21 protein-coding genes are annotated in these 25,338 nt (G+C 65.6%); 15 read left to right on the top strand and 6 right to left on the bottom strand.

Translation table 11 applies throughout. From position 1 onward, the window contains the following. Nucleotides 1–37: 37 nt before the first annotated feature. On the top strand, nt 38–1,741 hold the full coding sequence (locus C8C94_RS21315; RefSeq protein ID WP_121422125.1) for a methyl-accepting chemotaxis protein: 1,704 nt from the start codon (nt 38–40) through the stop codon (nt 1,739–1,741). A gap of 23 nt (nt 1,742–1,764) precedes the next feature. On the opposite strand, the gene C8C94_RS21310 is transcribed toward C8C94_RS21315, so the two are convergent. Then, nucleotides 1,765–2,487, bottom strand: coding sequence for a Crp/Fnr family transcriptional regulator (locus tag C8C94_RS21310; protein ID WP_176889117.1), 723 nt, complete (start codon nt 2,485–2,487; stop codon nt 1,765–1,767). Nucleotides 2,488–2,665: 178 nt separating this feature from the next. Here C8C94_RS21310 and C8C94_RS21305 point away from each other — a divergent pair, with 178 nt between their 5' ends. Beyond that, entirely contained in the window at nt 2,666–3,844 is a 1,179-nt protein-coding gene (locus tag C8C94_RS21305) for an ABC transporter substrate-binding protein (protein ID WP_121422124.1), read from the top strand. Nucleotides 3,845–4,026: 182 nt separating this feature from the next. Here C8C94_RS21305 and C8C94_RS21300 read toward each other — a convergent pair whose 3' ends face one another. Together C8C94_RS21300 and C8C94_RS21295 are read right to left on the bottom strand one after the other, a co-directional pair. Next, nucleotides 4,027–4,857, bottom strand: coding sequence for a general secretion pathway protein GspB (locus tag C8C94_RS21300; protein ID WP_121422123.1), 831 nt, complete (start codon nt 4,855–4,857; stop codon nt 4,027–4,029). A gap of 2 nt (nt 4,858–4,859) precedes the next feature. Continuing rightward, nucleotides 4,860–6,623 (bottom strand): ExeA family protein, encoded by a 1,764-nt coding sequence (locus tag C8C94_RS21295; protein WP_121422122.1) that lies wholly within the window; start codon nt 6,621–6,623, stop codon nt 4,860–4,862. A gap of 243 nt (nt 6,624–6,866) precedes the next feature. Here C8C94_RS21295 and C8C94_RS21290 point away from each other — a divergent pair, with 243 nt between their 5' ends. The 9 genes from C8C94_RS21290 (at nt 6,867) to C8C94_RS21250 (ending at nt 18,184) form a co-directional block, all read left to right on the top strand. Next, entirely contained in the window at nt 6,867–8,813 is a 1,947-nt protein-coding gene (locus C8C94_RS21290) for a long-chain fatty acid--CoA ligase (protein ID WP_121422121.1), read from the top strand. Between the two features lie 38 nt (nt 8,814–8,851). After that, on the top strand, nt 8,852–9,637 hold the full coding sequence (locus C8C94_RS21285) for an ABC transporter ATP-binding protein (RefSeq protein ID WP_055400027.1): 786 nt from the start codon (nt 8,852–8,854) through the stop codon (nt 9,635–9,637). A 16-nt stretch (nt 9,638–9,653) separates the two neighbouring features. Next, nucleotides 9,654–10,583, top strand: coding sequence for a branched-chain amino acid ABC transporter permease (locus tag C8C94_RS21280; protein WP_055400015.1), 930 nt, complete (start codon nt 9,654–9,656; stop codon nt 10,581–10,583). Nucleotides 10,584–10,611: 28 nt separating this feature from the next. Further along, the gene (locus tag C8C94_RS21275) at nt 10,612–11,688 is read left to right on the top strand and encodes a branched-chain amino acid ABC transporter permease (RefSeq protein WP_121422120.1); all 1,077 of its coding nucleotides are present in this window, start codon (nt 10,612–10,614) and stop codon (nt 11,686–11,688) included. Nucleotides 11,689–11,740: 52 nt separating this feature from the next. Continuing rightward, nucleotides 11,741–13,069, top strand: a complete 1,329-nt coding sequence (locus C8C94_RS21270; protein ID WP_121422119.1) for an ABC transporter substrate-binding protein — start codon at nt 11,741–11,743, stop codon at nt 13,067–13,069. Between the two features lie 221 nt (nt 13,070–13,290). Beyond that, on the top strand, nt 13,291–14,103 hold the full coding sequence (locus C8C94_RS21265) for an ABC transporter ATP-binding protein (protein ID WP_055400025.1): 813 nt from the start codon (nt 13,291–13,293) through the stop codon (nt 14,101–14,103). A 224-nt stretch (nt 14,104–14,327) separates the two neighbouring features. Beyond that, entirely contained in the window at nt 14,328–15,575 is a 1,248-nt protein-coding gene (locus C8C94_RS21260) for a phenylacetate--CoA ligase family protein (protein WP_121422118.1), read from the top strand. A gap of 412 nt (nt 15,576–15,987) precedes the next feature. Continuing rightward, nucleotides 15,988–16,974, top strand: coding sequence for a tripartite tricarboxylate transporter substrate-binding protein (locus C8C94_RS21255; protein ID WP_121422117.1), 987 nt, complete (start codon nt 15,988–15,990; stop codon nt 16,972–16,974). Nucleotides 16,975–17,155: 181 nt separating this feature from the next. Continuing rightward, nucleotides 17,156–18,184, top strand: coding sequence for a tripartite tricarboxylate transporter substrate binding protein (locus tag C8C94_RS21250; RefSeq protein WP_121423020.1), 1,029 nt, complete (start codon nt 17,156–17,158; stop codon nt 18,182–18,184). Nucleotides 18,185–18,212: 28 nt separating this feature from the next. Here the strand turns inward: C8C94_RS21250 and C8C94_RS21245 are convergent, their stop codons facing one another. The 3 genes from C8C94_RS21245 to C8C94_RS21235 form a co-directional block, all read right to left on the bottom strand. Beyond that, nucleotides 18,213–18,602 carry a nuclear transport factor 2 family protein gene (locus tag C8C94_RS21245; RefSeq protein ID WP_055400003.1) on the bottom strand — a complete coding sequence of 130 codons (390 nt, stop codon included), beginning with the start codon at nt 18,600–18,602 and terminating at the stop codon, nt 18,213–18,215. A 99-nt stretch (nt 18,603–18,701) separates the two neighbouring features. Beyond that, nucleotides 18,702–19,025: a DUF1840 domain-containing protein gene (locus C8C94_RS21240; RefSeq protein WP_121422116.1), complete on the bottom strand. Its 324-nt coding sequence runs from the start codon at nt 19,023–19,025 to the stop codon at nt 18,702–18,704. 29 nt (nt 19,026–19,054) lie between these two features. Continuing rightward, a complete protein-coding gene (locus tag C8C94_RS21235; RefSeq protein ID WP_121423019.1) occupies nt 19,055–20,323 on the bottom strand; it encodes a class I SAM-dependent methyltransferase in 1,269 nt (422 codons plus the stop codon). A gap of 113 nt (nt 20,324–20,436) precedes the next feature. Between C8C94_RS21235 and C8C94_RS21230 the strand changes: the two genes are divergently transcribed. The 4 genes from C8C94_RS21230 to C8C94_RS21215 are packed head-to-tail and all read left to right on the top strand — an operon-like array spanning nt 20,437 to nt 25,338. Continuing rightward, on the top strand, nt 20,437–22,788 hold the full coding sequence (locus C8C94_RS21230) for a bifunctional salicylyl-CoA 5-hydroxylase/oxidoreductase (protein WP_121422115.1): 2,352 nt from the start codon (nt 20,437–20,439) through the stop codon (nt 22,786–22,788). A 6-nt stretch (nt 22,789–22,794) separates the two neighbouring features. Then, nucleotides 22,795–23,286: a MarR family winged helix-turn-helix transcriptional regulator gene (locus C8C94_RS21225; protein WP_121422114.1), complete on the top strand. Its 492-nt coding sequence runs from the start codon at nt 22,795–22,797 to the stop codon at nt 23,284–23,286. Continuing rightward, nucleotides 23,283–24,137 carry an enoyl-CoA hydratase family protein gene (locus C8C94_RS21220; RefSeq protein WP_121422113.1) on the top strand — a complete coding sequence of 285 codons (855 nt, stop codon included), beginning with the start codon at nt 23,283–23,285 and terminating at the stop codon, nt 24,135–24,137. Before C8C94_RS21225 ends, C8C94_RS21220 begins: the two co-directional genes overlap by 4 nt. A gap of 4 nt (nt 24,138–24,141) precedes the next feature. After that, nucleotides 24,142–25,338: an acyl-CoA dehydrogenase family protein gene (locus tag C8C94_RS21215; protein ID WP_121422112.1), complete on the top strand. Its 1,197-nt coding sequence runs from the start codon at nt 24,142–24,144 to the stop codon at nt 25,336–25,338.

Below are 25,338 nucleotides of genomic sequence, written 5' to 3'. Positions count from 1 at the left end.
ACACGATTCATTGTCCCCAGAGACTCCAAGGAACACCATGCAGGCCGCAACGTCACTCAAATCCCTGTCGATTTCCAGCCGGCTGAGCCTGGGCTTTGGCTGCATGCTGGTGCTGCTGGTGGCGGTGGCCGCCGTGGGCCAGCTCTCGGTGGGCAAGGTGCACGAGCAGATGCGCCAGATCACCGGCATCGGCGCCAACAAGGCCAAGCTGGTCAATGGCATGCTGGAGAGCGTGAGCGCCATGGGCATTCAGAGCCGGTCGGCGGCCATGCTCAACGACATCGACCCCAAACAGGCCCGCGAACAGATTGATGCTGTGGCCAAGACGCTCAAGCTGTATGCGACCCAGGAAGCCGCGCTGGCGGAGTTGCTGACCCCGGCCAACGCCACCCCCACCGAGATCAAACTGCTGGGCGAAGTGCAGGCCCTGGGCAAGAAGACCCGCCCCGAACTGGACACAGCCATCAAGGCCGCCGACGACGGCGATACCGTGAGCGCCACCCTGGCGCTGATGACCCGCGTGGCCCCCGCCGAAACCGCCTGGCGCACCAAACTGGGCGAACTCATCGACCTGCAAAACACGCTGAATGCCGAAGCCACTGCATCGGCCGAGCACACGCAGAGCCAGGCCCGCGTGGTGGGCGGGCTGCTGGTGCTGCTGGCCATTGGGTTGGGCGCGCTGATTGCCTGGCGCATCACCACCAGCATCACGGCCCCCATTGGCCGCGCCGTGGTGGTGGCCGAACGCATTGCGCGCGGCGACCTCACCTCGCAGGTCGAAGTGCGCATCCACGACGAAACCGGCCGCCTGCTCGAAGCCATCGCCGCCATGCAGGAACGCCTGCGCACCCTGGTGGGTGAGATTGGCCAGACGGCAGATTCCATCCTGGTCGCCAGCTCGGAAGTGGCCTCGGGCAACCTGGACCTGAGCCAGCGCACCGAACAAACCTCGCACAACCTGCAAAGCGCCGCCAGCTCGCTGGTGGAGCTGACCGGCACCGTGTCGCAAAGCGCCGACTCGGCCCGCCAGGCCAACCAGCTCGCGTCCACCGCATCCGATGCCGCCACACGCGGCGGCGAGGTGGTGGGCCAGGTGGTGCGCACCATGGACACCATCAGCGCCAGCTCGCGCAAGATCGCAGACATCATCAGCGTGATCGACGGCATTGCCTTCCAGACCAACATCCTCGCGCTGAACGCCGCCGTGGAAGCCGCCCGCGCGGGCGAGCAGGGCCGGGGCTTTGCGGTGGTGGCGGGCGAGGTGCGCAACCTGGCCGGCCGCTCGGCCAACGCTGCGCGCGAGATCAAGGCGCTGATCGGCACCAGCGTCGATCAGGTGCAGGAAGGCAGCACCCTGGTGAACCATGCGGGCAAGACCATCGAGGAACTGGTGCTGTCGGTGCGCCGCGTGTCCGACATCATGGGCGAGATCACCGCCGCCACACAGGAGCAAAGCCAGCGTATTGGCCACGTGAGCCACTCGGTGGGTGCGCTGGAAGAAATGACCCAGCAGAACGCGGCGCTGGTGGAAGAAGGCGCCGCCGCCGCCGACAGCCTCAAGGACCAGGCCGGGCGCCTCACACAAATGGTGGGCACCTTCCGCCTCACGCGCGACGGCGGTGATGACAACAGCTGGGGGGCAGCGGCTCCGGCGGCATCTCCCGTACCGGCTCCCGCCCAGCGCTCCAGCCTGCAGGCATCCCTACAGCCCCGCAGCAAGCTGCCGTCCTTGCCCCGCTGAGCCACGGTGGGCCCCCGGCCCGGTCAGCCGCCCTTGATCTGAAAGATGCTGGACCGCAGCGCAGCAAGGTCCAGCACACGCAGGCCGCCATACTCCACACGGATGGCGCCTTGCGCCTCCAGCGCGGCCAGCGCCTCGTTCACGCGCTGGCGCGACAGGCCCACCAGGTAAGCCAGCTCTTGTTGAGTGATGCGCAGCACCTCGCCCACGCCCGGGTACAGCACCGGGTTGAACAGCGACGCCAGGCTGCGGGCCACACGCACATCGGGGTTGTTCAGGCGGTCGATCTCGCGCGCGGCGATGAACTGGCCCAGGCGCTCGTTGAGCTGGTTCATCACAAAGCGGTTGAACCCGATGGAGTGGTCCAGCAGCCAGTGAAAGCTGTCAATCGGCAACCCCGCCACCACACTCTTGCGCAGCGCCTGGATGTTGTAGCGGTAGGGCTCGCGCTTGATGGTGGTGCCCTCGCCAAACCAGCCGCCCGGCGGCAGGCCCGCGTACGTCATGGTCTGGCCCTGGGCGTTGTCCGTGCTCATCTTGAGCAGCCCCTCGACCACACCAAACCAGTAGGTCACCGGGCGCCCCACGCGGCACACATAGTCGCCCGCCTTGGCATCCCCCACCAGCAACGAGGCCACAGCGCGCTCGCGCTCGGCGGGCAGCAGCAGTCGCAGCCAGGGAATGCCGTCCAGCTCATCCGCCGTGGGCGGCCGACGACGCTGGTGCAAAGACAGATCCTGGTTCATGCGTGAGTCCATGGCGCGAAGGTTCTCATGAAAAAGGGCAGTCTGCCGCGATGGGGAAGTGCGGGAATACCACGATCCCAATTGTCGCCAGACCGACAAAAAAATGCCAATCGTGATTGGATGATGTCGCCTCCCCCGGCCGCCGCTGCGCAGGCCCGGGCCTTTTGAGGAGACACACATGCCCGCCGACCTGCCCCCGACCACCGCCCGCCCACCGTCCCACATCGCCCGGCGCCAGTTGCTGGCTGCCGCGACCGCCACCATCAGCCTGCCCTGGCTGGGGCTGGGCAGCGCCCGCGCACAGGAAGGGACCATCCGTATTGCACAGTCCACCGCCCTCACCGGCCCGCTGGGCGATCTCGGGTCGGCCATGCACCAGGGTGCCAAGGCAGCGTTTGCGGGCATCAATGCACGGGGTGGCATCCACGGCAAGACCATTGAACTGGTCACGCAGGACGACACCTACGATGTGCCCAAGGCGCTGGCCAATGTGGAGCAGTTCCTGGCAGACCCTGGGTACTTTGCGCTGTTCAACTGCATGGGCACCCCCATGATCGACGCCATGCTGCCCAAGGTGATCGAGAGCGGCATTCCGTTTTTCGCCCCCTTCACCGGCGCGCAACTGAGCCGCACCAAGGCTCGCAGTGTTTTCAACATCCGCGCCAGCTACGCCGACGAGGCCGAAAAGCTGGTGCAACACCTGTCTACCATCGGCATCCAGCGCATCGGCATCGTCTACCAGAACAACGCGTTCGGCAAAGAGATCTTTACCGCCGCCAAACAGTCGATGGACCGCCTCAAGCTGCCCGAGGCGCTGACGGTGACGGTCGAAAACAACGCGTCGGATGCCGGCGCCGCAGCCACCAAACTGGCAAGCGGCAACCTCGAAGCCATCGTGATCGGCCTGGCAGGCAAGCCAACGCTGGAATTCGTGAAGGCGTTTCGCGCCATCAAGCGCGGCGTGACGCTGTATGCACTGTCGGTGATGGGCACCCCCGCTACCGTGAAGGCCCTGGGCGCAGATGCCACGGGCATGGCCATTTCGCAGGTCGTGCCCTTGCCCTCCAACGTGGTCATGCCGGTGGTGCGCGACTTCCAGGCCGCCTGGAAGGCCTCGGGCGCCGCAGCCGAGCCCTCGCACCTGGCGCTGGAGGGCTACATCAACGCCCGCGTCTTTGCCGAGGCCCTGCAGCGCGCGGGCCGCAACCCCACACGAGCCGCTTTCATCGACGCCACCTGGAACCTCAAGAAGTGGGACCTGGGTGGCTTCGAGATCAACGCCAGCACCCCCGACCGCAATGCATCGCGGTTTGTGGAGCTGACGCTGGTGGGGCGCGACGGCAGGTTTATCCGGTGATCCCCGGGGTTGCTGCGCCGTCTCCCGGACTTTGGTGGGCCGGTGACGCCGACTCCACCGTAGCTCTCGCTTTGCGTGGAGCCAGGTGTTGAAAGCACAGCGCCTCACAAAATAACTATCAAATAGATAGCTATTAGCACTTACAGGATAAGCGCTAGAGGCTGTTTTAGCTCATATTCTTTCTACTGCGCCGCCACCCCATACCGATAGCCCTTGAACGACCAGACGGTACGCCCCGGCTCGATCTTCTCCAGCACCAGGCCGGGTGCCGCCTGGTCGCCTTCGTGCAGCACCTGTCCGTTGACGATGGCCATGCGGTAGGCCGGATTGTTCGAATGGGTGGCGCCCGTCACCTTGAGCGCAGGCAACTGCGTGCGCAAGGCCTCGGGCAGGTCTCCCTGCGCAAACACGGGGCTGGCGGGCGGTGGTGCCACTCCGGCGTCTGGTGACGGCCGTGGCGCAGGCGCTGAGGGGGCCTGGGGGGCGGGCGCAGCTGCCGGGCTGCGCGGGCGCACGGGCAGCTCGGCTGCGGGGGCGCGGGCCGCCGCAGGAGGCGCCACCACCACGGAGGCCACGGGCCGCTCACGTTCACGCGGGGGTGGCTGAGGTGCTGCGCTGCGTTTGTCTGCCGGGCGCTTGTCCGCGCTGCGGGGCTCAAGCGGTGCCATCGGTGCGGGTGCGGGTGCCGGGGCAGGCTCCGGCGCGGGCACAGGGGGCGGCGGCGGGGTTGGCGCTGCCACGGGGGGCGCCACGGCAGCGGGCGTTGGCACAGCCGGGGCCGCTGCCACCACCACAGCCGGGGCCTGGGGCCGCAGGGCCCACCAGGTGCCGCCGGCCGCCAGCGCAGCGGCTCCGACCACGCCCGCTGCGACAAACCACAGGTTGATCGGCCCGGCCTGACCCGGCATGGAGGAAGCGCCAGAAGTGGGCGCAGCCTGCGTGTGCAGGCCCGGCACGGCGCCCCGGCCGCGTTCGGCATCGGCACGCCGCAGGGCATCAAGGATGTAGGACATGGTTAAGGCGTGTTCCGCAGACGTGGCTCGTTCACGCCGGTGGCGCGGTTGAGCAGCATGAGGGTCAGGGGGCCGGCGCGGCCGTCAGGCGTCACGCCCTGGGCCAGCTGGAACCGGTGGATGCGCGACTGGCGCTGAGCGGGTGTCACCGGCTTGCTGCCGGGGCCCGAGCCACCGGCGGCCTTGCTCGCCAGCCGTTGGTCCAGCCAGGCCGCGCCCGCCGGTGAATCGGTGATCTCGCCCCGGTCGGGCATGCCCACCGGGGCGCGCCACAGCGTGGCAATCTCGCCGCGCCAGACCTGGGCCAGTTCGGCCACGGGCACGCGCAAGCTGCGGCCGCCGCCTTCGAGCGTGGCGTTGTCACCGTCCAGTCCACGCAGCAAGACCGAGACAGGGGCCTCGGCCTCTTCCGACGGGTACAGCGCAAGCAGGACGGGCCGGTCGATCTGGCGCACCAGGTTCAGGCCCGCACGGCGGTTGCGGTAGCAGCGCAAGCCCTCGCGCGGCAGGGTAGTGCAGGCATCGGCGCCCGCAGGCAAAGCCGCCCCCCAGGCCGAGGCCAGCGCCTGCCAGGCCGGCGCATCGGTGGCAGGCTGGGCCTGCATAAATTGGTCCAGCGCAGAAGACGGTGCCGCCGATGACGCCGGTACAGCGGGCGCGGCAGCTACCGGGGCGGAGGCAGCCGCAGCGGATGCGGGCAGCACTGCCGCAGGCGCCGCAGCCGCCGGGGGTTTCGCGCCCAAGCTGGACGCCGCGCCCGGCGCCACGGCGGCACCAGGGCCAGTGGTGGCCACCTGCGGGCCGCCACGGTGCGCAGGCCACACCCCCATGCCCCAGCCCGCCGCCGCCACCGCTGCAGCACCCGCCACGGCACCCAGGCCCGCCAGAGCCCAGCGTGGCAGTCCCGCCTGCCGGGCGCTGCGCGCTGCAGCGGCCGAGGCCGGCGCATCGAAGACCTCGCGCGCAGCGCGGTTGACGATGGCCCGGTTCACCTGCCGCGCGCCAGCCGCATAGGCACCGAGGAGCGCCCTGTCGCACAGCAGGTTGATGCGCCGGGGCACGCCGTGCGAGAGCGCATGCACACGCCGCAGGGCACCCCGGTCAAACGGCAGCGGCCCGGTGAGCCCGGCCACGGCCAGGCGGTGTGCGATGTACTGCTGTGTCTCCTGCGGGCTCAGTGCGCCCAGGTGAAAACGCGCAATCACGCGCTGGGCCAATTGCTCCATCGACGGCTTGGCCACCATGGCGCGCAGTTCGGGCTGGCCGATCAGGATGATCTGCAGCAGCTTGCGCTCGCTGGTCTCCAGGTTGGTCAACAGCCGCAGCTGCTCCAGCACGTCGGCCGAGAGGTTCTGTGCCTCGTCGATGATGAGCACGGTGTTGCGCCCGGCGGCGTGCGCCGCCAACAGCGAGGCGTTGAGCGGGTCAATGTAATCCTTGACCGTTTCCACACCACCCGGCACGGTGGGCTTGTGCGGCACCCCGAACTCGTCGCAGATGGAACGCAGCAGCTCACGCACCGTGAGCTTGGGATTGAAGATGTAGGCCACGTTGCAGTGCGACGGGATCTGCTCCAGAAAGCAGCGGCACACGGTGGTCTTGCCCGCCCCCACCTCGCCCGTGAGCAGCACGAAGCCCCCCCCTGCATCCAGTCCATAGAGCAGGTGGGCCAGCGCCTCGCGGTGCCGCTCGCTCATGAACAGGTAGCGGGGGTCGGGGGCGATGGAGAACGGCGGGTGCTGAAGGCCGAAGAACGGGGCGTACATAGCCCGTGAGGATACCGCCCCCCTGTGAAGCGTTCCGCGATACCCCGTCCGCCACCCTCGCCAATCGGCCATTCGCAGTGCGTCAGGGTTTTACCCGAGGAGTAGTTTCCCGTAAATTGTCGTCGGCAAGACAAGATGACGTCAAAGTCAGTCCTAGCATCCATCCCATACACAGATACGCAGCCACAAGGCCGCGCTCCCGGCAGTCACCGGACGGACACCTCTTACTTTCAGGAACCTGCAATGTTGACCACGTTCCCGCAATTGCTGCTCAAGCATGCCGCCGAGCGCCCCACGGCCCCGGCCCTGCGCGAAAAAGAATATGGCATCTGGCAAACCCACAGCTGGGCTGACCTGGTGCGGCTGGTGGAGCAGGTGGCCGCCGGCCTGCACCTGGCCGGGCTGCAGCGCCATGAACACATGGTGGTGATCGGCGCCAACCGCCCCCGCCTCTACGCCACCATGCTGGCCGCGCAGTCACTGGGCGCGATTCCTGTTCCGCTGTACCAGGACGCCGTGGGGGCCGAATGCGTGTTCCCGCTCAACAATGCCGAAGTGCGCTTTTGCCTGGTGGAAGATCAGGAGCAGGTGGACAAGCTGCTGGAGATTCGCGAGCAGTGCCCCCAGATTTCGAACATCTACTTTGACGACCCGCGGGGCCTGCGCAACTACGAGGAACAGGGCCTGGCGTCGCTGGACTCGCTGATCGAAGCAGGCAAGGCGCACGTCGCCAAGAACCCCCAGTGGTTCCAGAGCGAGGTCGCCAAGGCCCAGCCCGACGATGTGGCGGCGATGTTCTTCACCTCGGGCACCACGGGCAACCCCAAGGGCGTGGTACACACCCACAGCACCTTGCTGGACCGCGCCAGCGCAGGTGCCGAGTTCGACAAGCTCACCAGCAGCGAAGAAGTGCTGGCCTACCTGCCCCCGGCCTGGATCGGCCAGAACATCTTCAGCTACGCCCAGTGGCTGGCCTGCGGCTACGTGGTCAACTGCCCCGAGTCGGCCAGCACGGTGACCATCGACCTGAAGGAAGTCGGCCCCACCTACTACTTTGCGCCGCCGCGCATTTTTGAAGGCCTGCTGACCAGCGTGATGATCCGCATGGAAGACGCAGGCACCATCAAGCGCGCCATGTTCCACGCCTGCATGAGCGTGGCCAAGCGGGTGGGCCCCGCCCTCATGGACGGCGAACCCGTGAGCACCCTGGACCGCATCAAGTACGCGCTGGGCAACCTGCTGGTGTACGGCCCGCTGCGCAACAACCTGGGCTTTAGCCGCGTGCGCGTGGCGTACACGGCAGGCGAGGCCATTGGCCCGGATCTGTTCACGTTCTACCGCTCCATCGGCATCAACCTCAAGCAGCTGTATGGCTCCACCGAGACCGCCGTGTTCGTCTGCCTGCAGCCCGACAACCAGGCGCGCGCCGACACGGTGGGCGTGCCGATTCGCGGTGTGGAGATCAAGGTGGCCGACAACGGCGAGATCCTCGTCAAGTCCGCCGGCCTGCTCAAGGAGTACTACAAGAACCCCAAGGCCACGGCCGAGGTGCTCACCGCCGATGGCTGGTACCACACCAGCGATGCAGGATTCCTCGACGCACACGGCCACCTCAAGATCATTGACCGCGTGAAGGACGTGGGCCGCATCAAGGGCGGCGCCAACGATGGCGCCATGTTTGCGCCCAAGTATGTGGAGAACAAGCTCAAGTTCTTCCCGCACATCAAGGAAGTGGTCGCGCTGGGCGACGGCCGCGAGAAGGTGTGTGTAATGGTCAACATCGATTTCGACGCCGTGGGCAACTGGGCAGAACGCCGCAACCTGCCCTACGCGGGCTACACCGACCTGGCACAAAAGCCCGAGGTGTACGAGCTGATCCGCGAGTGCATCGAAAAGGTCAACGCCGACCTCGCCACCGACACCATGCTGGCGGGCAGCCAGGTCAGCCGCTTCCTGGTGCTGCACAAGGAGCTGGACGCGGACGACGGCGAACTCACGCGCACCAACAAGGTCCGCCGGGGATTCATTGCCGAAAAGTACGCGGTGCTGGTGGATGCGCTGTACGCAGGCCGCACCGAGCAGTACATCGAGACCCAGGTCAAGTTCGAGGACGGCCGCACGGGCAGCGTGAGCGCCACCCTGAAGCTGTCGGACACAAAGACCTTCGCGCCCGTCAAGGCTGCAGCATGAAACCCGCTCTCTACCCGCCCGAGCAGCAACACCCCACCATGACCAAAAAGAAGATCGGCGACGTCATCCTGGACGTCAAGAACATCAGCCTGCGGTTTGGCGGCGTGAAGGCGCTGACCGACATCTCGTTCAACGTGAAAGAGCACGAGATCCGCGCCATCATCGGCCCCAACGGCGCGGGCAAAAGCTCCATGCTCAACTGCATCAACGGCGTGTACACGCCGCAGGACGGCTCCATCACCTTCCGGGGCAAGACGTTCTCGCACATGAACTCGCGCCAGGTGGCCGAGATGGGCGTGGCGCGCACCTTCCAGAACTTGGCGCTGTTCAAGGGCATGAGCGTGATCGACAACATCATGACCGGCCGCAACCTCAAGATCAAAAGCAACCTGCTGATGCAGGCGCTGCGTATCGGCCCGGCCGAGCGCGAAGAGATCCGCCACCGCGAGTACGTCGAGCACATCATCGACTTCCTGGAAATCCAGGCGTTTCGCAAGACGCCCGTGGGCCAGCTCCCCTATGGCCTGCAAAAGCGCGTGGACCTGGGCCGCGCCCTGGCCATGGAGCCGCAGGTGCTGCTGCTGGACGAGCCCATGGCCGGCATGAACGTGGAAGAAAAGCAGGACATGTGCCGCTTCATCCTCGATGTGAACGACGAGTTCGGTACCACCATCGTGCTCATCGAGCACGACATGGGCGTGGTGATGGACATCAGCGACCGCGTGGTGGTGCTCGACTACGGCAAGAAGATCGGTGACGGCAGCCCTGACGAAGTGCGCAACAACGAAGACGTGATCAGCGCCTATCTGGGCACATCGCACTGACCAGGAGAACAACAACATGGCATTCTTTCTTGAAACCCTCATCGGCGGCCTGATGGCCGGCATGCTGTATTCGCTGGTCGCGCTGGGCTTTGTGCTGATCTACAAGGCCTCGGGCGTGTTCAACTTTGCGCAGGGCGCCATGGTGCTTTTCGCAGCGCTGGCCATGGCCCGCTTTGCCGAATGGATCCCCAAGTGGACCGGCATCGACAACCCCATCGTGGCCAACCTGGCCGCCTTCGTGATTGCGGGCGCCATCATGTTCGTGGTGGCCTGGCTGATTGAAAAGCTGGTGCTGCGCCACCTGGTCAACCAGGAAGGTGCCACGCTGCTGATGGCCACATTGGGCATCACGTACTTTCTTGAAGGCCTGGGCCAGACGCTGTTTGGTAGCGACATCTACAAAATCGACGTGGGCATGCCCAAGGAGCCCATTTTTGCCTTTGACACGGTGTTCCAGGGCGGCATCCTGATCAACAAGGAAGACGTGATTGCTGCCGCCATTGCCGCTGCGCTGGTGGCCCTGCTGTCGGTGTTCTTCCAGAAAACCTCTACCGGCCGCGCACTGCGTGCCGTGGCCGACGACCACCAGGCGGCGCAATCCATCGGCATTCCACTCAACCGCATCTGGGTGATCGTGTGGTGCGTGGCGGGCGTCGTGGCCCTTGTGGCCGGGATGATCTGGGGCAGCAAGCTGGGTGTGCAGTTCTCGCTGACCACCGTGGCCCTGCGCGCACTGCCGGTGGTGATCCTGGGCGGCCTGACATCTGTGCCCGGCGCCATCATCGGCGGGCTGATCATCGGCGTGGGCGAGAAGCTGTCCGAGGTGTACCTGGGCCCGTTCGTGGGCGGGGGCATCGAGATCTGGTTTGCGTATGTGCTGGCGCTGGTGTTCTTGCTGTTCCGCCCCCAAGGGTTGTTTGGCGAGAAGATCATCGACCGCGTGTAACCCATAACAACAAGAACAGGAGACTTCCATGCTCTACCGCGAAAACGGCCAGTTCAAGACCAGCTACCGCGCCGACCAGCAGATCTTCCCGATCGCGCAGGATCGCATCGCCATTGCGGTGCTGTTGGCTGTCGCCTTTCTGGTCGTACCCATGCTGGCCAGCGACTACATCTTCCGCGCCATCCTGATCCCCTTCGTCATCATGGCGCTTGCGGCCCTGGGGGTGAACATCCTGGTGGGCTACTGCGGGCAGATCTCGCTGGGCTCGGGCGCCTTCATGGCGGTGGGCGCCTACGGGGCCTACAACTTCTTTGTGCGCTTTCCGGGCATGCCGCTGATTCCGGCACTCATCCTGGGTGGGCTGTGCGCCACGTTCTTCGGCATCCTGTTCGGACTGCCCAGCCTGCGCGTCAAGGGGCTGTACCTGGCGGTGGCCACGCTGGCGGCGCAATTCTTCAGTGACTGGATGTTCCTGCGCATCAAGTGGTTCACCAACAACTCGGACTCGGGCTCGGTGTCGGTCACCAACCTGCAGGTGCTGGGCATGCCGATCGAAAGCGCCACCAGCAAGTACATCTTCTGCCTGGCCATCCTGGTGGTGGTGGCCCTGCTGGCCAAGAACCTGGTGCGCGGCGCCATCGGGCGTGAGTGGATGGCCATCCGTGACATGGACGTGGCTGCGGCGGTGATCGGCATCCGCCCCATGTACGCCAAGCTCAGCGCGTTTGCGGTCAGCTCGTTCATTGTGGGCATGGCCGGCGCACTGTGGGCCTTTGTGCACCTGGGCGCTTGGGAGCCTGCGGCCTTCTCGGTGGAAATTTCATTCCGCCTGCTGTTCATGGTGATCATCGGCGGGCTCGGCTCGATCATGGGTGGCTTCTTTGGTGCGGCCTTCATCGTGGTGCTGCCCATCGTGCTCAACCAGTTCCTGCCGGCCTTCATGGGGATCTTTGGCATCGAGGTGTCCACCGCCGGTGTCTCGCATGCCGAGCTGATGATCTTCGGCGCACTGATCGTGTGGTTCCTCATCGTGGAGCCCCATGGTCTGGCCAAGCTGTGGTCCACCGCCAAACAAAAACTCCGCCTCTGGCCTTTCCCCCACTGATCCCCTGCCTGTTTTTCCCGTGCTTCAACACATTCATCCAAAGGAGACATCCATGAAGCTTTCGAAAATCGTGATCGCCGCTGCGGTGGTTGCTGCCGGTGCCTCGTCCATTGCGACGAGCGCCCTCGCACAAGCCAAGGAGCAGTTCTTCCCGCTGCTGTCCTACCGCACAGGCCCCTACGCACCCAACGGTGTGCCATGGGCCAACGGCAAGCAGGACTACATCAAGATGATCAACGCCCGCGACGGCGGCATCAACGGTGTGAAGCTGACCTTTGAAGAATGCGAAACCGGCTATGCCACCGACCGTGGCGTGGAATGCTACGAACGCCTCAAGAGCCGCCCTGGCGTGTCTCTGTTCGACCCCCAGGCCACCGGCATCACCTTTGCGCTGACCGAAAAAGCCCCCGTGGACAAGATCCCACTGATGACACTGGGCTACGGCCTGTCGGTGGCGCAGGACGGCCAGGCGTTCAAGTGGAACTTTCCGTTCATGGGCAGCTACTGGACCGGCGCCGACATCCTGATCCAGCACATCGGCAAGGCCAATGGCGGCCTGGACAAGCTCAAGGGCAAGAAGATTGCGCTGGTGTACCACGACAGCCCGTTTGGCAAGGAACCCATCCCGCTGCTGCAAGAGCGCGCCAAGATGCACGGCTTTGAGCTGCAGATGCTGCCCGTGACCGCGCCCGGCGTGGAACAAAAAGCCACCTGGCTGCAAGTGCGCCAGAGCCGCCCTGACTACGTGCTGCTGTGGGGCTGGGGCGTGATGAACTCCACCGCCCTCAAGGAAGCCCAGGCCACCGGTTACCCCCGCGAAAAGATGTATGGCGTGTGGTGGGCGGGTGCCGAGCCCGATGTGCGTGACGTGGGCGAAGGCGCGAAGGGCTACAACGCGCTGGCACTGAACACCTCGGGCCAGCAGCCCAAGGTGATCCAGGACATCCTGAAGAACGTTCACGACAAGGGCCAGGGCACAGGGCCCAAGGACGAAGTGGGCTCGGTGCTGTACACGCGCGGCGTGATCATCCAGATGCTGGCCGTCGAATCGGTGCGCCGCGCACAAGAGCGTTTTGGCAAGGGCAAGGTCATGACCGGCGAACAAGTGCGCTGGGGCATGGAAAACCTGGCCCTGGACCAGAAGAAGCTCGATGCGCTGGGCTTCAAGGACGTGATGCGTCCCTTGTCCACCAGCTGCGCCGACCACATGGGCTCCACCTGGGCGCGCGTGCACACCTGGGACGGCAAGAAGTTCAACTTCTCGTCCGACTGGTACCAGGCCGATGAGCAGATCTTGAAGCCCATGGTCAAGGCCGGTGCGGACAAGTACCTGGCCGACAAGAAGATGACGCGACGCGACGCTGCGGACTGCCAGAGCTAAGCACATCCCCCTGAGCGGCTTTGCCGCTTCCCCCTTCTCTCTTAGCGCTTCGCGCTGCGGGAAGGGGGACGCCACCAGCGCGGCGGGGCGGCACTTGCGCGGTGGCCCTGGCCTGGGCAGCGACCGTTTCAAGGGCCAGTGAAAAGCGGTTGCCTCTTTGGCAGCCGCCAATCCAAAGGGTTGTGCAACAGCTCTTTGGATTGGTACAGGAAGGCAACACCATGGACTCCAACAGTAATATCGTTCTCAACGTCAACGGCATCGAGGTCATCTACAACCACGTGATCCTGGTGCTCAAGGGCGTGTCACTGCAGGTGCCGCAGGGCTCCATCGTGGCCATTCTGGGGGGGAACGGGGCGGGCAAGACGACCACGCTGCGCGCCATCTCCAACCTGCTGCAGGGCGAGCGGGGCGAGGTCACCAAGGGTTCCATCGAGCTGCGCGGCGAGCGCATCGAAAACCTCTCGCCCGCGGACCTGGTGCAGCGTGGCGTGGTGCAGGTGATGGAGGGGCGCCACTGTTTTGCCCACCTGACGATTGAAGAGAACCTGATGACGGGCAGCTACACCCGTACCAGCAAGGCCGAGATCGCAGCCAACCTGGAGAAGGTCTACAACTACTTTCCGCGCCTCAAGACGCGCCGCACCTCGCAGGCCGCCTACACCTCGGGTGGCGAGCAGCAGATGTGCGCCATCGGCCGCGCGCTCATGGCCAACCCCAGCATGGTGCTGCTGGACGAGCCCTCGATGGGCCTGGCGCCGCAGATCGTGGAGGAGGTGTTCAACATCGTGAAGGACCTGAACACCAAAGAAAAGGTCACCTTCCTGCTGGCCGAGCAGAACACCAACATGGCGCTCAAGTATTCCGACTACGGCTACATCATGGAAAGCGGCCGCGTGGTGATGGACGGCGCAGCGAGCGACCTGGCCAACAACGAGGACGTCAAGGAGTTCTACCTGGGCGTGGGCGGCGGCGAGCGCAAGAGTTTCAAGGATGTCAAAAGCTACAAGCGGCGCAAGCGCTGGTTGGCTTGAGGAGCCCCCTGTGGCGCTGCGCGCCTTCCCCCTCAGGGGGACGCCACCAGCGCGGCGGGGCGGCCCTTGCGCGGTGGCGCTGGCTTTCGTCAGCGCCGGTATTCCAGGCTCCGCACCTTTTCAAACGCTGAACGGATCACTCCTATTTTCATAGCTGCTTGCGCTTTATGGATAAGCGCCAGAGGCCAATTTCACTTCAAACCACCTCACAAGGAACCCCAGGCATGAGCACGTTTTATGACGCCCTGGAAACACGCAGCCCCGCAGAGCGCGAAGCGGCGCTGATGGCTGCGCTGCCGCAGCAGATCGCCCATGCCCAGAAGGCATCGCCCGCATTTTCTGGCATCCTGGCTGGCGTGGATGCAACCACCATCACCGGCCGCACGGCCCTGGCAAAGCTGCCCGTCACGCGCAAGTACGAGTTGCTGGAGCGCCAGCAGGCAGGCCGCGCGACCAACGTGTTTGGCGGCTTCAGCGCGCTGGGTTTTGGCGCGGCCATGCCGCGTGTGTTTGCCAGCCCCGGCACCATCTACGAACCCGAAGGCACGCGGCGCGACTACTGGCGCATGGCGCGCGCCATCCACTCCGCAGGCTTTCGGCCCGGTGAGCTGATCCACAACAGCTTCAGCTACCACTTCGTGCCCGCGGGCTCGATGATGGAAACCGGCGCACACGCTCTGGGCTGCACGGTGTTTGCAGGCGGCACGGGGCAGACCGAGCAGCAGGTGCAGGCCATGGCCGAACTGCAACCTGCGGGCTACATCGGCACGCCCAGCTTTCTCAAGATCATTGTCGAAAAAGCCGCCGAGATGGGTGTAACGCTGCCCACGGTGACCAAGGCGCTGGTGTCGGGCGAGGCCTTTCCGCCATCGCTGCGCGAGTGGTTTGCCGAGCGCGGCATCGCTGGCTACCAGTGCTACGCCACGGCCGACCTGGGGCTGATTGCCTACGAGACCTCGGCCCGCGAAGGCCTGGTGCTCGATGAAGGTGTGATCGTCGAGATCGTGCGCCCCGGCACCGGCGACCCGGTGCCCGAGGGCGAGGTGGGCGAGCTGGTGGTGACCACGCTCAACCCCGACTACCCGCTGATCCGCTTTGGCACGGGTGATCTGTCGGCCGTGCTGCCAGGGCAGTGCCCCACGGGCCGCACCAATACCCGCATCAAGGGCTGGATGGGCCGGGCCGACCAGACCACCAAGGTCCGCGGCATGTTCGTGCACCCCGGCCAGGTGGCCACGATTGCACAGCGTTTTCCGCAGGTGCTGCGCGCACGCCTGGTGGTCAGCGGCGAGATGGCCAACGACCAGATGGTGCTGCAGGTGGAAACCGTGGAGACCGCCGAGGGCCTGGCACACCAGCTCTCGGACGCCATCCGCGAAGTGACCAAGCTGCGGGGCGACGTGCAGATGGTGGCCCCTGGCACGCTGCCCAACGATGGCAAGGTGATCGAGGACGCGCGGAGCTATAAGTAGCCTCCGCCATGGCGCCCTGCGGCGCCTAGCCGCAGCTGCCAGGGGCTGCAGCTCCTCTATCCCCAACGGAAACGCCGCCCGTGGCCTGGCAAAGCGTTCCACGGTGGCGCTGGCATCGGGTCGTGCCTGTCTCAGTGATGAGCGGCATGGGCGTGCTGTCAATGCGCAAACGTGGGCCCTTCCCGCTCCGCCCAAAGGTTTGCGTCAGCGCAAAAAGTGCCCGCTTTGCGCGGTGTCATAGCGCAGTGTTTACCCTAGCATTGCTCACAATTCAGTAGCATTCAGCGCTTTATAGAAAAGCGCTACAGGCGTCTTTTTGTTAAAGACCATGCCCCCTGTGTGCTACGTAATATCCGCAATGTTCCTGCAAACCCCCCTCGCTATCATGGCCCGTCATTCACAGGAGAGACCCATGAAAACAACGCTGAAACTTGCATTGATCGCTGCGGCCGCAGCCACCGCTTTTGGCGCCAGCGCCCAAGACTATCCCGCCAAGGACAAGACCATCACCATCGTGGTTCCCTTTGCTGCGGGCGGCCCCACCGACCGCGTGGCGCGCGACCTGGCCGAAGCACTGCGCAAGCCCCTGGGTGCTACTGTGGTGGTGGACAACACGGCCGGCGCCGGCAGCTCCATCGGTGCAGCCCGCGTAGCCCGCGCCGCGCCGGACGGCTACACGCTGCTGCTCAACCACATTGGCATGTCCACCATGCCCGCGCTGTACCGCAAGCTGTCGTTCAGCGTGCCCAACGACTTTGAATACCTGGGCATGGTCAACGATGTGCCCATGACGCTGATCGCTCGGCCCACCATGCCTGCGAACAACTTCAAGGAACTCACCGCCTGGATCCAGCAGAACAAGGGCAAGATCAACCTGGGCAATGCCGGCCTGGGCGCAGCGTCGCACCTGTGTGGCCTGATGTTCCAGAGCGCCATGCAGGTGGACATGACACCCGTGCCGTACAAGGGCACGGCCCCCGCCATCACCGACCTGATTGGCGGCCAGATCGACCTGCTGTGCGACCAGACCACCAACACCACGCCACAGATCGAAGGCAAGAAGGTCAAGGCCTACGCCGTGACCACGCCCAAGCGCCTGACCACCCCGGCTCTGAAGGACCTGCCCACCCTGGCGGAGTCGGGCCTGAAGGACTTCAACGTCAGCATCTGGCACGGCCTGTACGCGCCCAAGGGCACGCCAGCTCCCGTCGTGACCAAGATCAACGAAGCCCTCAAGCTTGCACTGAAGGACCCCGAGTTCATCAAGAAACAAGAAGGCCTGGGCGCGGTGGTCGTCACCGACAAGCGCATGGAACCCGCTGAACACAAGAAGTTTGTACAGGCCGAAATCGACAAATGGGGCGCTGTGATCAAGGCTGCAGGCACCTACGCAGACTGATCAGTTTTTTCCTTCCAGTCATTGATGGAATAGCCGCCTCGGCCTTGGCCGAGGCGGCTTTTTTGTGCCTGCCATCGAGCTCGGCGCCACCACCTTGGGGTAATCCATCTGCACGGATCGCGCCGCGCCGCGTAAAAAGCTTTGCATGCATACGAAACACCTGCGAAAGGACGCCCCCGCCATGACAACACGCCCCCATACACGCCGCCGCACCGTTGCGGCACTGGCCTGCGCCGCCCTGGGTTGCGCTGCCCTGCTGCCCCTTGCGCACGGCCAACAACAAGCCAGCACCTGGCCCACCAAGCCCGTGCGCATCGTGGTGCCCTTTGCCCCCGGTGGCACCACCGACATCCTGGCGCGCGCCATGGCGCCCGAACTCTCGCGCGCGTTTGGCCAGCAGTTCATTGTGGACAACCGCGCCGGTGCTGGCGGGAATGTGGGCGCCGACATCGTCGCCAAGTCGCCGGGGGACGGCTACACGCTGCTGATGGGCACCGTGGGCACGCACGGCATCAACCGCGCGCTGTACGCCAAGCTGCCCTACGACCCCATCAAGGACTTTGTCCCCGTCACGCTGGTGGCTGCGGTGCCCAATGTGATGGTGATGAATGCCGACAAGGCCAAGGCCCAGGGCATCGCCAACGTGCAGGATTTCATCCGCGTCGCCAAGGCCAGCCCCGGCAAGATGAACATGGCCTCCAGCGGCAACGGCACATCGATCCATCTGGCAGGCGAGCTGTTCAAGAGCATGACTGGCACCTTCATGCTGCACTTGCCTTATCGGGGTTCCGGCCCCGCGCTCATGGACATGGTGGCGGGCAACGCCGACGTGATGTTTGACAACCTGCCTTCGTCGATGGCGCAGATCAAAGCGGGCAAGCTCACGGCCTTGGCCGTAACCAGTTCAGAGCGCTCCAGCGCCCTGCCCGACGTTCCCACAGTGGAGCAGGCCGGAGGCCCGACCCTCAAGGGCTACGAGGCCAGCTCCTGGTTCGGCCTGCTCGCCCCGGCGGGCACGCCCCAGGACATCGTGAACCGCATCCAGCAGGAAGTGGCCAAGTCACTGGCCACCCCGGCGATGAAAGAACGGCTGGTGGCGCAAGGCGCTATTCCGGGTGGCAACACACCCGCCGAGTTTGCCAAACACATCGACAACGAACACAAGAAGTGGGCGCAGGTGGTGAAGGCGTCGGGGGCGAAGGTGGACTGACCTCTTGCCGTGGTGACGGGCCTGCGGGTCAGCCCGTGATGGCTGCCTGCGCGGGCTGCAGGCGCTTTTCACCCGTGGCAAACGAGGCGCGCTCGATGCGCCCGTTCAAGACTTCATACACGCACAGCATCTCCAGCGTCCCCAGGCCCTCGGGAAAATTGCGCGTGATCAATTCGCAGTCCACCACCACATTCGCCACCACCGTGCGCGACAGCAGCCGTGCATGCAGGTCGGGCTCGGCAAAGCGCGCCAGAAAGCGCGGGCGCATCTCGGCATGCCCTTGCGCAAGCCGTTCTCCGTGGAGGACAAACTGCTGCGCGTCTTCGGCGTAGGTCGCCAACAGGGCGTCGATGTTCTTGGCGTTGTAGGCGTCCAGCTGAGCCTGGACGACGGCCAGCGGAGAAAGGTCGCGGGTCATTGGAGGGTTGCACGAGAAAGAAGAAACCTGCAGGGGGCTTCCGTGAAGATGCGCCGCGAACGAAGCTGCCCGCAACCCACTGGCTCAAAAGACGAGGCGCTACACGCCCCAGACCACGTCCACATCCGCCGCCGCACTGCGCTTGAGCATGTCGATCAGCGGTGCCACCCGCTGCCGCAGGCGCACGGCCTCAGCGCGGTCTTCCGCACTGGCCTCGTCCTCTCCACCCGCGTCTGCGGACGCCTGCTGAGCCTCTTCGGACGCCACGGCGGACTCCAGCGCAGCGATGGCGGCAGGGATCTGGGCGGCCGTCACGATGCCGCTGGCACCGGGTGTCTTGCCCATGATGGTCACCACCTGGCGGCCCTGCGGCTCCAGCATGATCAGATCGGCTGCGGCGCGGGATTTGAATTTGTAGAGCATGGAGAAGCGTTTTCGTGGAAGAAGCAGACTCAGCTGCGGTAGATGTAATCGCGAATGAACGGATAGCCTGATTGTGCGCCGGGCATGGCCCCGGTGGCCACATCTCCGTCAGGCTTGATGGCCAGCATCTGGTGCAGTGCCATCCAGCCGCGCTCAAACCCCAGGGCACTGCCCGCAAGATACAGGCGGTATGCACGCAAGACCTTATCACCCTGCTGCGCCCCACCCTGTGCGACCAGCACCTCACGGGCTGCAGGCAATCGGGCTTCGAGCCCGTCGGACCACGCCCACAGCGTGCGCGCGTAGTGTGGGCGCAGGTTCTCGGTGTCCACCATCTCCAGGCCTGCGCGGGCCATGTCGTGCAGCACCGTGCTCACATGCAAAAGCTCGCCGCCCGGGAAGATGTACTGCTCGATAAAGTCACCCATGCCTGCGCCCAGCTGCGCGTTGTCTGCGCCTCCGGCCGTGATGCCGTGGTTCAGCACCAGCCCGCCCGGGCGCAGCAGGCGGGCCACGGTTTCAAAGTAACGCAGCATATGTGCGCGGCCCACATGCTCGAACATGCCCACCGACGCGATCTTGTCGAAGGGCTGCTCCACCTGCAGCTCGCGGTAATCCACCAATTGCATGCGCACGCGCCCCTGCAGCCCACGCTCTTCAATGCGCCGCTGCACATGCGCATGCTGGTTGCGCGACAGCGTGATGCCCGTGGCATCCACGCCGTAGTGTTCGGCCGACCACAGCAGCAGGCCACCCCAGCCCGCGCCAATGTCCAGAAACCGGTCCCCCGGTTGCAGCTGCAGCTTGCGGCAAATGTGGTCGAGCTTGGCCTCCTGGGCCTGGGCCAGCGTCAGGTCTGGGGACCGGTAGTACGCACACGAATACACGCGGCGCGGATCCAGCCACAGCGCGTAGAAGTCATCCGACAGGTCGTAGTGAAACTGCACATGGCGCGCGTCGTGCGCCAGCGTGTGCACCGCCATCGACCGCGCCCTTGCCAGCCCCCTCTGCCACCAACCATGGTGCTGGTCGCGGGCCGGGTCGCGGGTCACCAGGCCTGCAGCGGCGGCCATCAGGTCGCGCATGCCGCCTTCCAGCGCCACGCGCCCCTCGACGATGGCAGCCCCCACATTGCCGATCTCGCCCGTGGCCAGCGCCACCAGTGCCATGCGGTCACGAAAGCGCAAGGTGACGGCGGGCTCGGGCGCGCCCAGTTGCTGGCCCGCAGGCAACTGGACTGCCATCGGCACCGGCAAGGCCGCCAGCCGCCCCTCCAAGGTGTGCAGCAAGTGCTTCATGCGGCGCATCTTGAAAAATTTGCTGCACTGCGTCAACACCCCGCAATGGCATCAGGGGTTTCGCCGGGAAGGCCCCATTGACAGCGTTTTGTTTAAGCCTAAACTATTTTGGCATGAACATCCTCTGCATTGGCGGTGGGCCCGCCGGTCTCTACTTCGCCCTGCTCATGAAGCAGCAAAATCCCGCGCACCGCGTCACGGTGGTCGAACGCAACCGGCCGTTCGACACCTTCGGATGGGGGGTGGTGCTGTCGGACCAGACGCTGGCCAACCTGCAGGCGGCCGACGCGCCCACGGCAGCCCTGATCGGCGACGCGTTCAACCACTGGGACGATATCGAGGTGTTCTTCAAGGGGCGCAGCGTGCGCTCCACCGGCCACGGCTTCTGCGGCATTGGCCGCAAGCGCCTGCTCAACATCCTGCAGGACCGGTGCCTGGCGGTGGGCGTGGAGCTGGTGTTCGAAACCGACGTGGCCGACGACCAGGCGCTGGCTGCGCAGTACAACGCCGACCTGGTCATCGCCAGCGACGGCCTCAACAGCCGCATCCGCACCCGCTACGCCACCACCTACCAGCCCGATATCGACCTGCGCGAGTGCCGTTTTGTCTGGCTGGGTACACACAAAAAGCTGGATGCTTTTACGTTTGCTTTCGAGCAGACTGAGCATGGCTGGTTCCAGGCGCATGCCTACCAGTTCGATGCCGACACCTCCACCTTCATCATCGAGACACCCGAAGCGGTGTGGAAGGCGCACGGCCTCGACCAGATGGAGCAGCCCGAGGCCATTGCATTCTGCGAAAAGCTGTTCGCGAAGTACCTGGACGGCAACGCACTCATCAGCAACGCCACACACCTGCGCGGCTCGGCCAACTGGATCCGCTTTCCGCGCGTGATCTGCAACACCTGGGTGCACCGCGAGACCATCGGCGGGAAGCAGGTGCCCATCGTGCTGATGGGTGACGCGGCGCACACCGCGCATTTCTCGATTGGCAGCGGCACCAAGCTCGCGCTCGAAGACGCCATTGACCTCGCCAACGAATTCGCCACGGGTTTGCCGATTGACGAGGTGCTGCAGCACTATGAAGCGCGCCGCAGCGTGGAGGTGCTGAAGATCCAGAACGCCGCGCGCAACAGCACCGAGTGGTTTGAGAACGTGGCGCGCTACGCCGGCATGCCCGTGGAGCAGTTCACCTACTCGCTGCTCACGCGCAGCCAGCGCATCAGTCACGAGAACCTGCGGCTGCGCGATGCCGCGTGGCTGGAGGGCTATGAGGCCTGGCTCGCGGGTGGCAAGGCAGCGATTCCCCCCATGCTCACGCCGTTCACTTTGAAGGGCCTCACGCTCAAGAACCGCATCGTTGTCTCGCCCATGGCCACCTACAGCGCAGTCGAGGGCGTACCGCAGGACTTTCACCTGGTGCACCTGGGCGCGCGCGCCCTCGGCGGCGCAGCGCTGGTGATGGTGGAGATGACCAGCCCCACGCCCGAGGGCCGCATCACCCCCGCCTGCCCCGGCCTGTGGAACGACGTACAGCAAGCCGCCTTTGCGCGCGTTGTCAACTTTGTGCACGGCAGCAGCACGGCCAAGATCGGCCTGCAGCTGGGCCACAGCGGTCCCAAAGGCTCCACGCGTGTCGGCTGGGAAGGTACCGACGAGCCCCTGGAGGCCGGCAACTGGCCCCTGCTGGCCGCCAGCCCCGTCGCCTATGGCGCGCAGAACCAGACGCCTGCCGCCATGACCCGCGCCGACATGGACCGCCTGACCGCTGCCTTTGTGGACAGCGCCCGCCGCGCCATGGCCTGCGGCTTTGACTGGCTGGAGCTGCACTGCGCACACGGCTACCTGCTAGCCAGCTTTGTCAGTCCCGCCACCAACCAGCGCACCGATGCATACGGCGGCAGCCTGGAGAACCGCTGCCGCTACCCGCTGGAGGTGCTGACCGCGCTGCGCGCCGTGTGGCCGGCCGACAAGCCGCTCTCCGTGCGCATCTCGGCCCACGACTGGCTCCCCGATGGCAACACCGCCGACGACGCCATCGCCATTGCGCGCTTGTTCAAGGCCGCAGGCGCAGACCTGATCGACGTGTCCTCCGGCCAGACCACGCGCGACTCGCGCCCGGTGTATGGCCGCATGTACCAGACGCCGTTTGCCGACCGCATCCGCAACGAGGTGGGCATTGCCACCATGGCGGTGGGCGCGATCACCGAAGCCGACCACGCCAACAGCATCATCGCGGCCGGCCGCTCCGACCTGTGTGCCATTGCCCGCCCCCACCTGGCCGACCCGGCCTGGACGCTGCACGCGGCCGCACAGCTGAGCCCCGTGGCCGCAACACACACCGACTGGCCGGTGCAGTATCACAGCGGCCGCGACCAGATGCTGCGCGAAATTTCCAAGCAAAAGCAGGCACAAGCGCTAGTGAATCAAGCGCCAGCAGCTACAAAAATAGAAGCAATCGAGTAAACCATCATGGACCTCGAAGCCCGCCTGCACGGCGCCGCCCCCAGCGAACATCCCGAAGCCCTGCGCCTGTGGCTGCGCCTGCTCACCTGCACCCAGCTCATCGAAAAGCAGGTGCGCAGCCATCTGCGTGCGCAGTTCGACACCACCTTGCCTCGCTTCGACCTGATGGCGCAGCTGGAGCGGGCGCCGGACGGCATGAAGATGAAGGAACTCTCGCGCCGCATGATGGTGACGAGCGGCAACATCACCGGCATCACCGACCAGCTCGTGGCCGAAGGGCTGGTCGAGCGCCTGGACGTGGAAGGCGACCGCCGCGCGTACCTGGTGCGCCTCAGGCCGCAGGGCCGCGAGCAGTTCAACACCATGGCACGCCAACACGAGCAATGGATCGTCGAGGCCTTCGCCACGCTGGGCGAGCGCGACATCGCCACCTTGTACCGCCTGCTGGGCAAGGTGAAAGAGCACACACAAAACAATTCTTTGGAGACAGCCGAATGAAACACTTCATCGGGGCGAGCAACCCCATGCGCGAGCAGTTCAACCCAGAGGCCCGCTACGTGGCCGAGCATTTCGCGTGGAGCTTTGATGCTGGCGTGGGCACCGTCACGCTCAACCGGCCCGACCGCAAGAACCCGCTCACCTTCCAGAGCTATGCCGAGCTGCGCGACTTCTTCTACGCGCTGCGCTTTGCCACCGATGTGAAAGCCATCGTCGTCACCGGCGCGGGCGGCAACTTCTGCTCGGGTGGCGACGTGCACGAGATCATCGGCCCGCTGACCACCATGACCATGCCCGAACTGCTGGAGTTCACGCGCATGACGGGTGACCTGGTGAAAGCCATGCGCGCCTGCCCGCAGCCCGTGCTGGGCGCCATCGACGGCATCTGCGCCGGTGCGGGCGCCATGATGGCGCTGGCCTGCGACATGCGCTACGGCACCGAGGCCACCAAGACCGCGTTCTTGTTCACCCGCGTGGGCCTGGCCGGCGCCGACATGGGCGCCTGCGCACTGCTGCCGCGCATGATCGGCCAGGGCCGCGCCAGCGAACTGCTGTTCACCGGCCGCGCGATGACAGCGCACGAGGGTCTCGCCTGGGGCTTCTTCAACGATTTGTATGAGAGCGCTGACCTGCTGGCCAACGTGCAGGCCACCGCGCGCGCGCTGGCCGATGGTCCCACCTTCGCCCACGGCATGACCAAGACCATGCTGAGCCAGGAGTGGAGCATGACCATCGAGCAGGCCATCGAGGCCGAGGCGCAGGCGCAGGCGATCTGCATGCAGACCGAAGACTTCCGGCGTGCGTACGAGGCGTTTGCCGCCAAGCAAAAGCCCGTGTTTCAGGGAGATTGAACCCATGCACGTTGCAACGCCCCCGGCCCCACGCCCGCCCTCGACGGCGCACCTGGCCCTGCCCTTTTTTGAGGATGCCCACCGCGCGCTGGCCGAGGGCCTGGTGCCCTGGGCTGCCGCGCAAGAGGTGGATGAAACCGACGACCGCGCCGCCTGCCGCGACTGGGTGCAGCGCCTGGGCGCGGGCGGCTGGCTGCGCTACTGCGTGCCCGCCGCGCACGGCGGCGCGCTGCCGGCGCTCGACTCGCGCGCGCTGGTGCTGCTGCGCGAGACGCTGGCCTATCACTCGCCGCTGGCGGACTTTGCGTTTGCAATGCAGGGCCTGGGCAGCGGCGCCATCACGCTGGCCGGCAGCCCGGCACAGCAGGCGCACTATCTGCAGGGGGTGGCGCGCGGCGAGCTGATCGCTGCGTTTGCGCTCTCCGAGCCCGAGGCAGGGTCAGATGTGGGCGCTATGCAAACCATAGCTGCCAGCACAGATTCGACTAGCGCTACAGGCACTTTTTGCTTGAACGGCACCAAAACCTGGATCAGCAACGGCGGCATCGCCGACTTCTACTGCGTGTTCGCCAAGACCAACCCGAGCGGCGGCACGCGCGGCATCAGCGCCTTCATCGTCGATGCGAACACGCCGGGCCTGGACGCCTCGCGCCATATCCATGTGATGGCGCCCCACCCGCTGGCCACGCTGCAGTTCACCAACTGCAACGTGCCCGCCACCGCGCTGCTGGGCGACGAGAACGGCGGCTTCAAGCTGGCCATGCGCACGCTCGACATCTTCCGCGCATCCGTCGCCGCCGCCGCACTGGGCATGGCGCGCCGCGCACTGGCCGAGGCCGTGCACCACGCACGCCAGCGCCGCATGTTCGGCCAGACGCTGGCGGACTTTCAGCTCACGCAGGCCAAGATCGGCGAGATGGCCGCGCTGGTGGACAGCGCCGCACTGCTCACCTACCGCGCGGCCTGGCTGCGCGACACGGGCCAGGCGCGCGTGACTGCCGAAGCTGCGATGGCGAAGATGACCGCCACTGAAAACGCCCAGCGCGTCATCGACATGGCGCTGCAGTTGCACGGCGGGCGCGGCGTGGAAGTGGGCAGCAAGGTCGAATCGCTGTACCGCGACATCCGCTCGCTGCGCATCTACGAAGGCGCCACAGAAGTGCAGCAACTCATCATCGGCAAAAGCCTCTTGCAGGAGTAA

The sequence above is a fragment of the Acidovorax sp. 94 genome, from assembly GCF_003634645.1.
GTDB lineage: Bacteria > Pseudomonadota > Gammaproteobacteria > Burkholderiales > Burkholderiaceae_C > Acidovorax > Acidovorax facilis.
This window is presented reverse-complemented; position numbering and strand designations above follow the sequence as displayed.

Coding starts and splice junctions, on each gene's coding strand:
- C8C94_RS21315 (WP_121422125.1), top strand. CDS start 38: ATGCAGGCCGCAACGTCACTCAAATCCCTGTCGATTTCCAGCCGGCTG.
- C8C94_RS21310 (WP_176889117.1), bottom strand. CDS start 2,487: ATGAACCAGGATCTGTCTTTGCACCAGCGTCGTCGGCCGCCCACGGCG.
- C8C94_RS21305 (WP_121422124.1), top strand. CDS start 2,666: ATGCCCGCCGACCTGCCCCCGACCACCGCCCGCCCACCGTCCCACATC.
- C8C94_RS21300 (WP_121422123.1), bottom strand. CDS start 4,857: ATGTCCTACATCCTTGATGCCCTGCGGCGTGCCGATGCCGAACGCGGC.
- C8C94_RS21295 (WP_121422122.1), bottom strand. CDS start 6,623: ATGTACGCCCCGTTCTTCGGCCTTCAGCACCCGCCGTTCTCCATCGCC.
- C8C94_RS21290 (WP_121422121.1), top strand. CDS start 6,867: ATGTTGACCACGTTCCCGCAATTGCTGCTCAAGCATGCCGCCGAGCGC.
- C8C94_RS21285 (WP_055400027.1), top strand. CDS start 8,852: ATGACCAAAAAGAAGATCGGCGACGTCATCCTGGACGTCAAGAACATC.
- C8C94_RS21280 (WP_055400015.1), top strand. CDS start 9,654: ATGGCATTCTTTCTTGAAACCCTCATCGGCGGCCTGATGGCCGGCATG.
- C8C94_RS21275 (WP_121422120.1), top strand. CDS start 10,612: ATGCTCTACCGCGAAAACGGCCAGTTCAAGACCAGCTACCGCGCCGAC.
- C8C94_RS21270 (WP_121422119.1), top strand. CDS start 11,741: ATGAAGCTTTCGAAAATCGTGATCGCCGCTGCGGTGGTTGCTGCCGGT.
- C8C94_RS21265 (WP_055400025.1), top strand. CDS start 13,291: ATGGACTCCAACAGTAATATCGTTCTCAACGTCAACGGCATCGAGGTC.
- C8C94_RS21260 (WP_121422118.1), top strand. CDS start 14,328: ATGAGCACGTTTTATGACGCCCTGGAAACACGCAGCCCCGCAGAGCGC.
- C8C94_RS21255 (WP_121422117.1), top strand. CDS start 15,988: ATGAAAACAACGCTGAAACTTGCATTGATCGCTGCGGCCGCAGCCACC.
- C8C94_RS21250 (WP_121423020.1), top strand. CDS start 17,156: ATGACAACACGCCCCCATACACGCCGCCGCACCGTTGCGGCACTGGCC.
- C8C94_RS21245 (WP_055400003.1), bottom strand. CDS start 18,602: ATGACCCGCGACCTTTCTCCGCTGGCCGTCGTCCAGGCTCAGCTGGAC.
- C8C94_RS21240 (WP_121422116.1), bottom strand. CDS start 19,025: ATGCTCTACAAATTCAAATCCCGCGCCGCAGCCGATCTGATCATGCTG.
- C8C94_RS21235 (WP_121423019.1), bottom strand. CDS start 20,323: ATGAAGCACTTGCTGCACACCTTGGAGGGGCGGCTGGCGGCCTTGCCG.
- C8C94_RS21230 (WP_121422115.1), top strand. CDS start 20,437: ATGAACATCCTCTGCATTGGCGGTGGGCCCGCCGGTCTCTACTTCGCC.
- C8C94_RS21225 (WP_121422114.1), top strand. CDS start 22,795: ATGGACCTCGAAGCCCGCCTGCACGGCGCCGCCCCCAGCGAACATCCC.
- C8C94_RS21220 (WP_121422113.1), top strand. CDS start 23,283: ATGAAACACTTCATCGGGGCGAGCAACCCCATGCGCGAGCAGTTCAAC.
- C8C94_RS21215 (WP_121422112.1), top strand. CDS start 24,142: ATGCACGTTGCAACGCCCCCGGCCCCACGCCCGCCCTCGACGGCGCAC.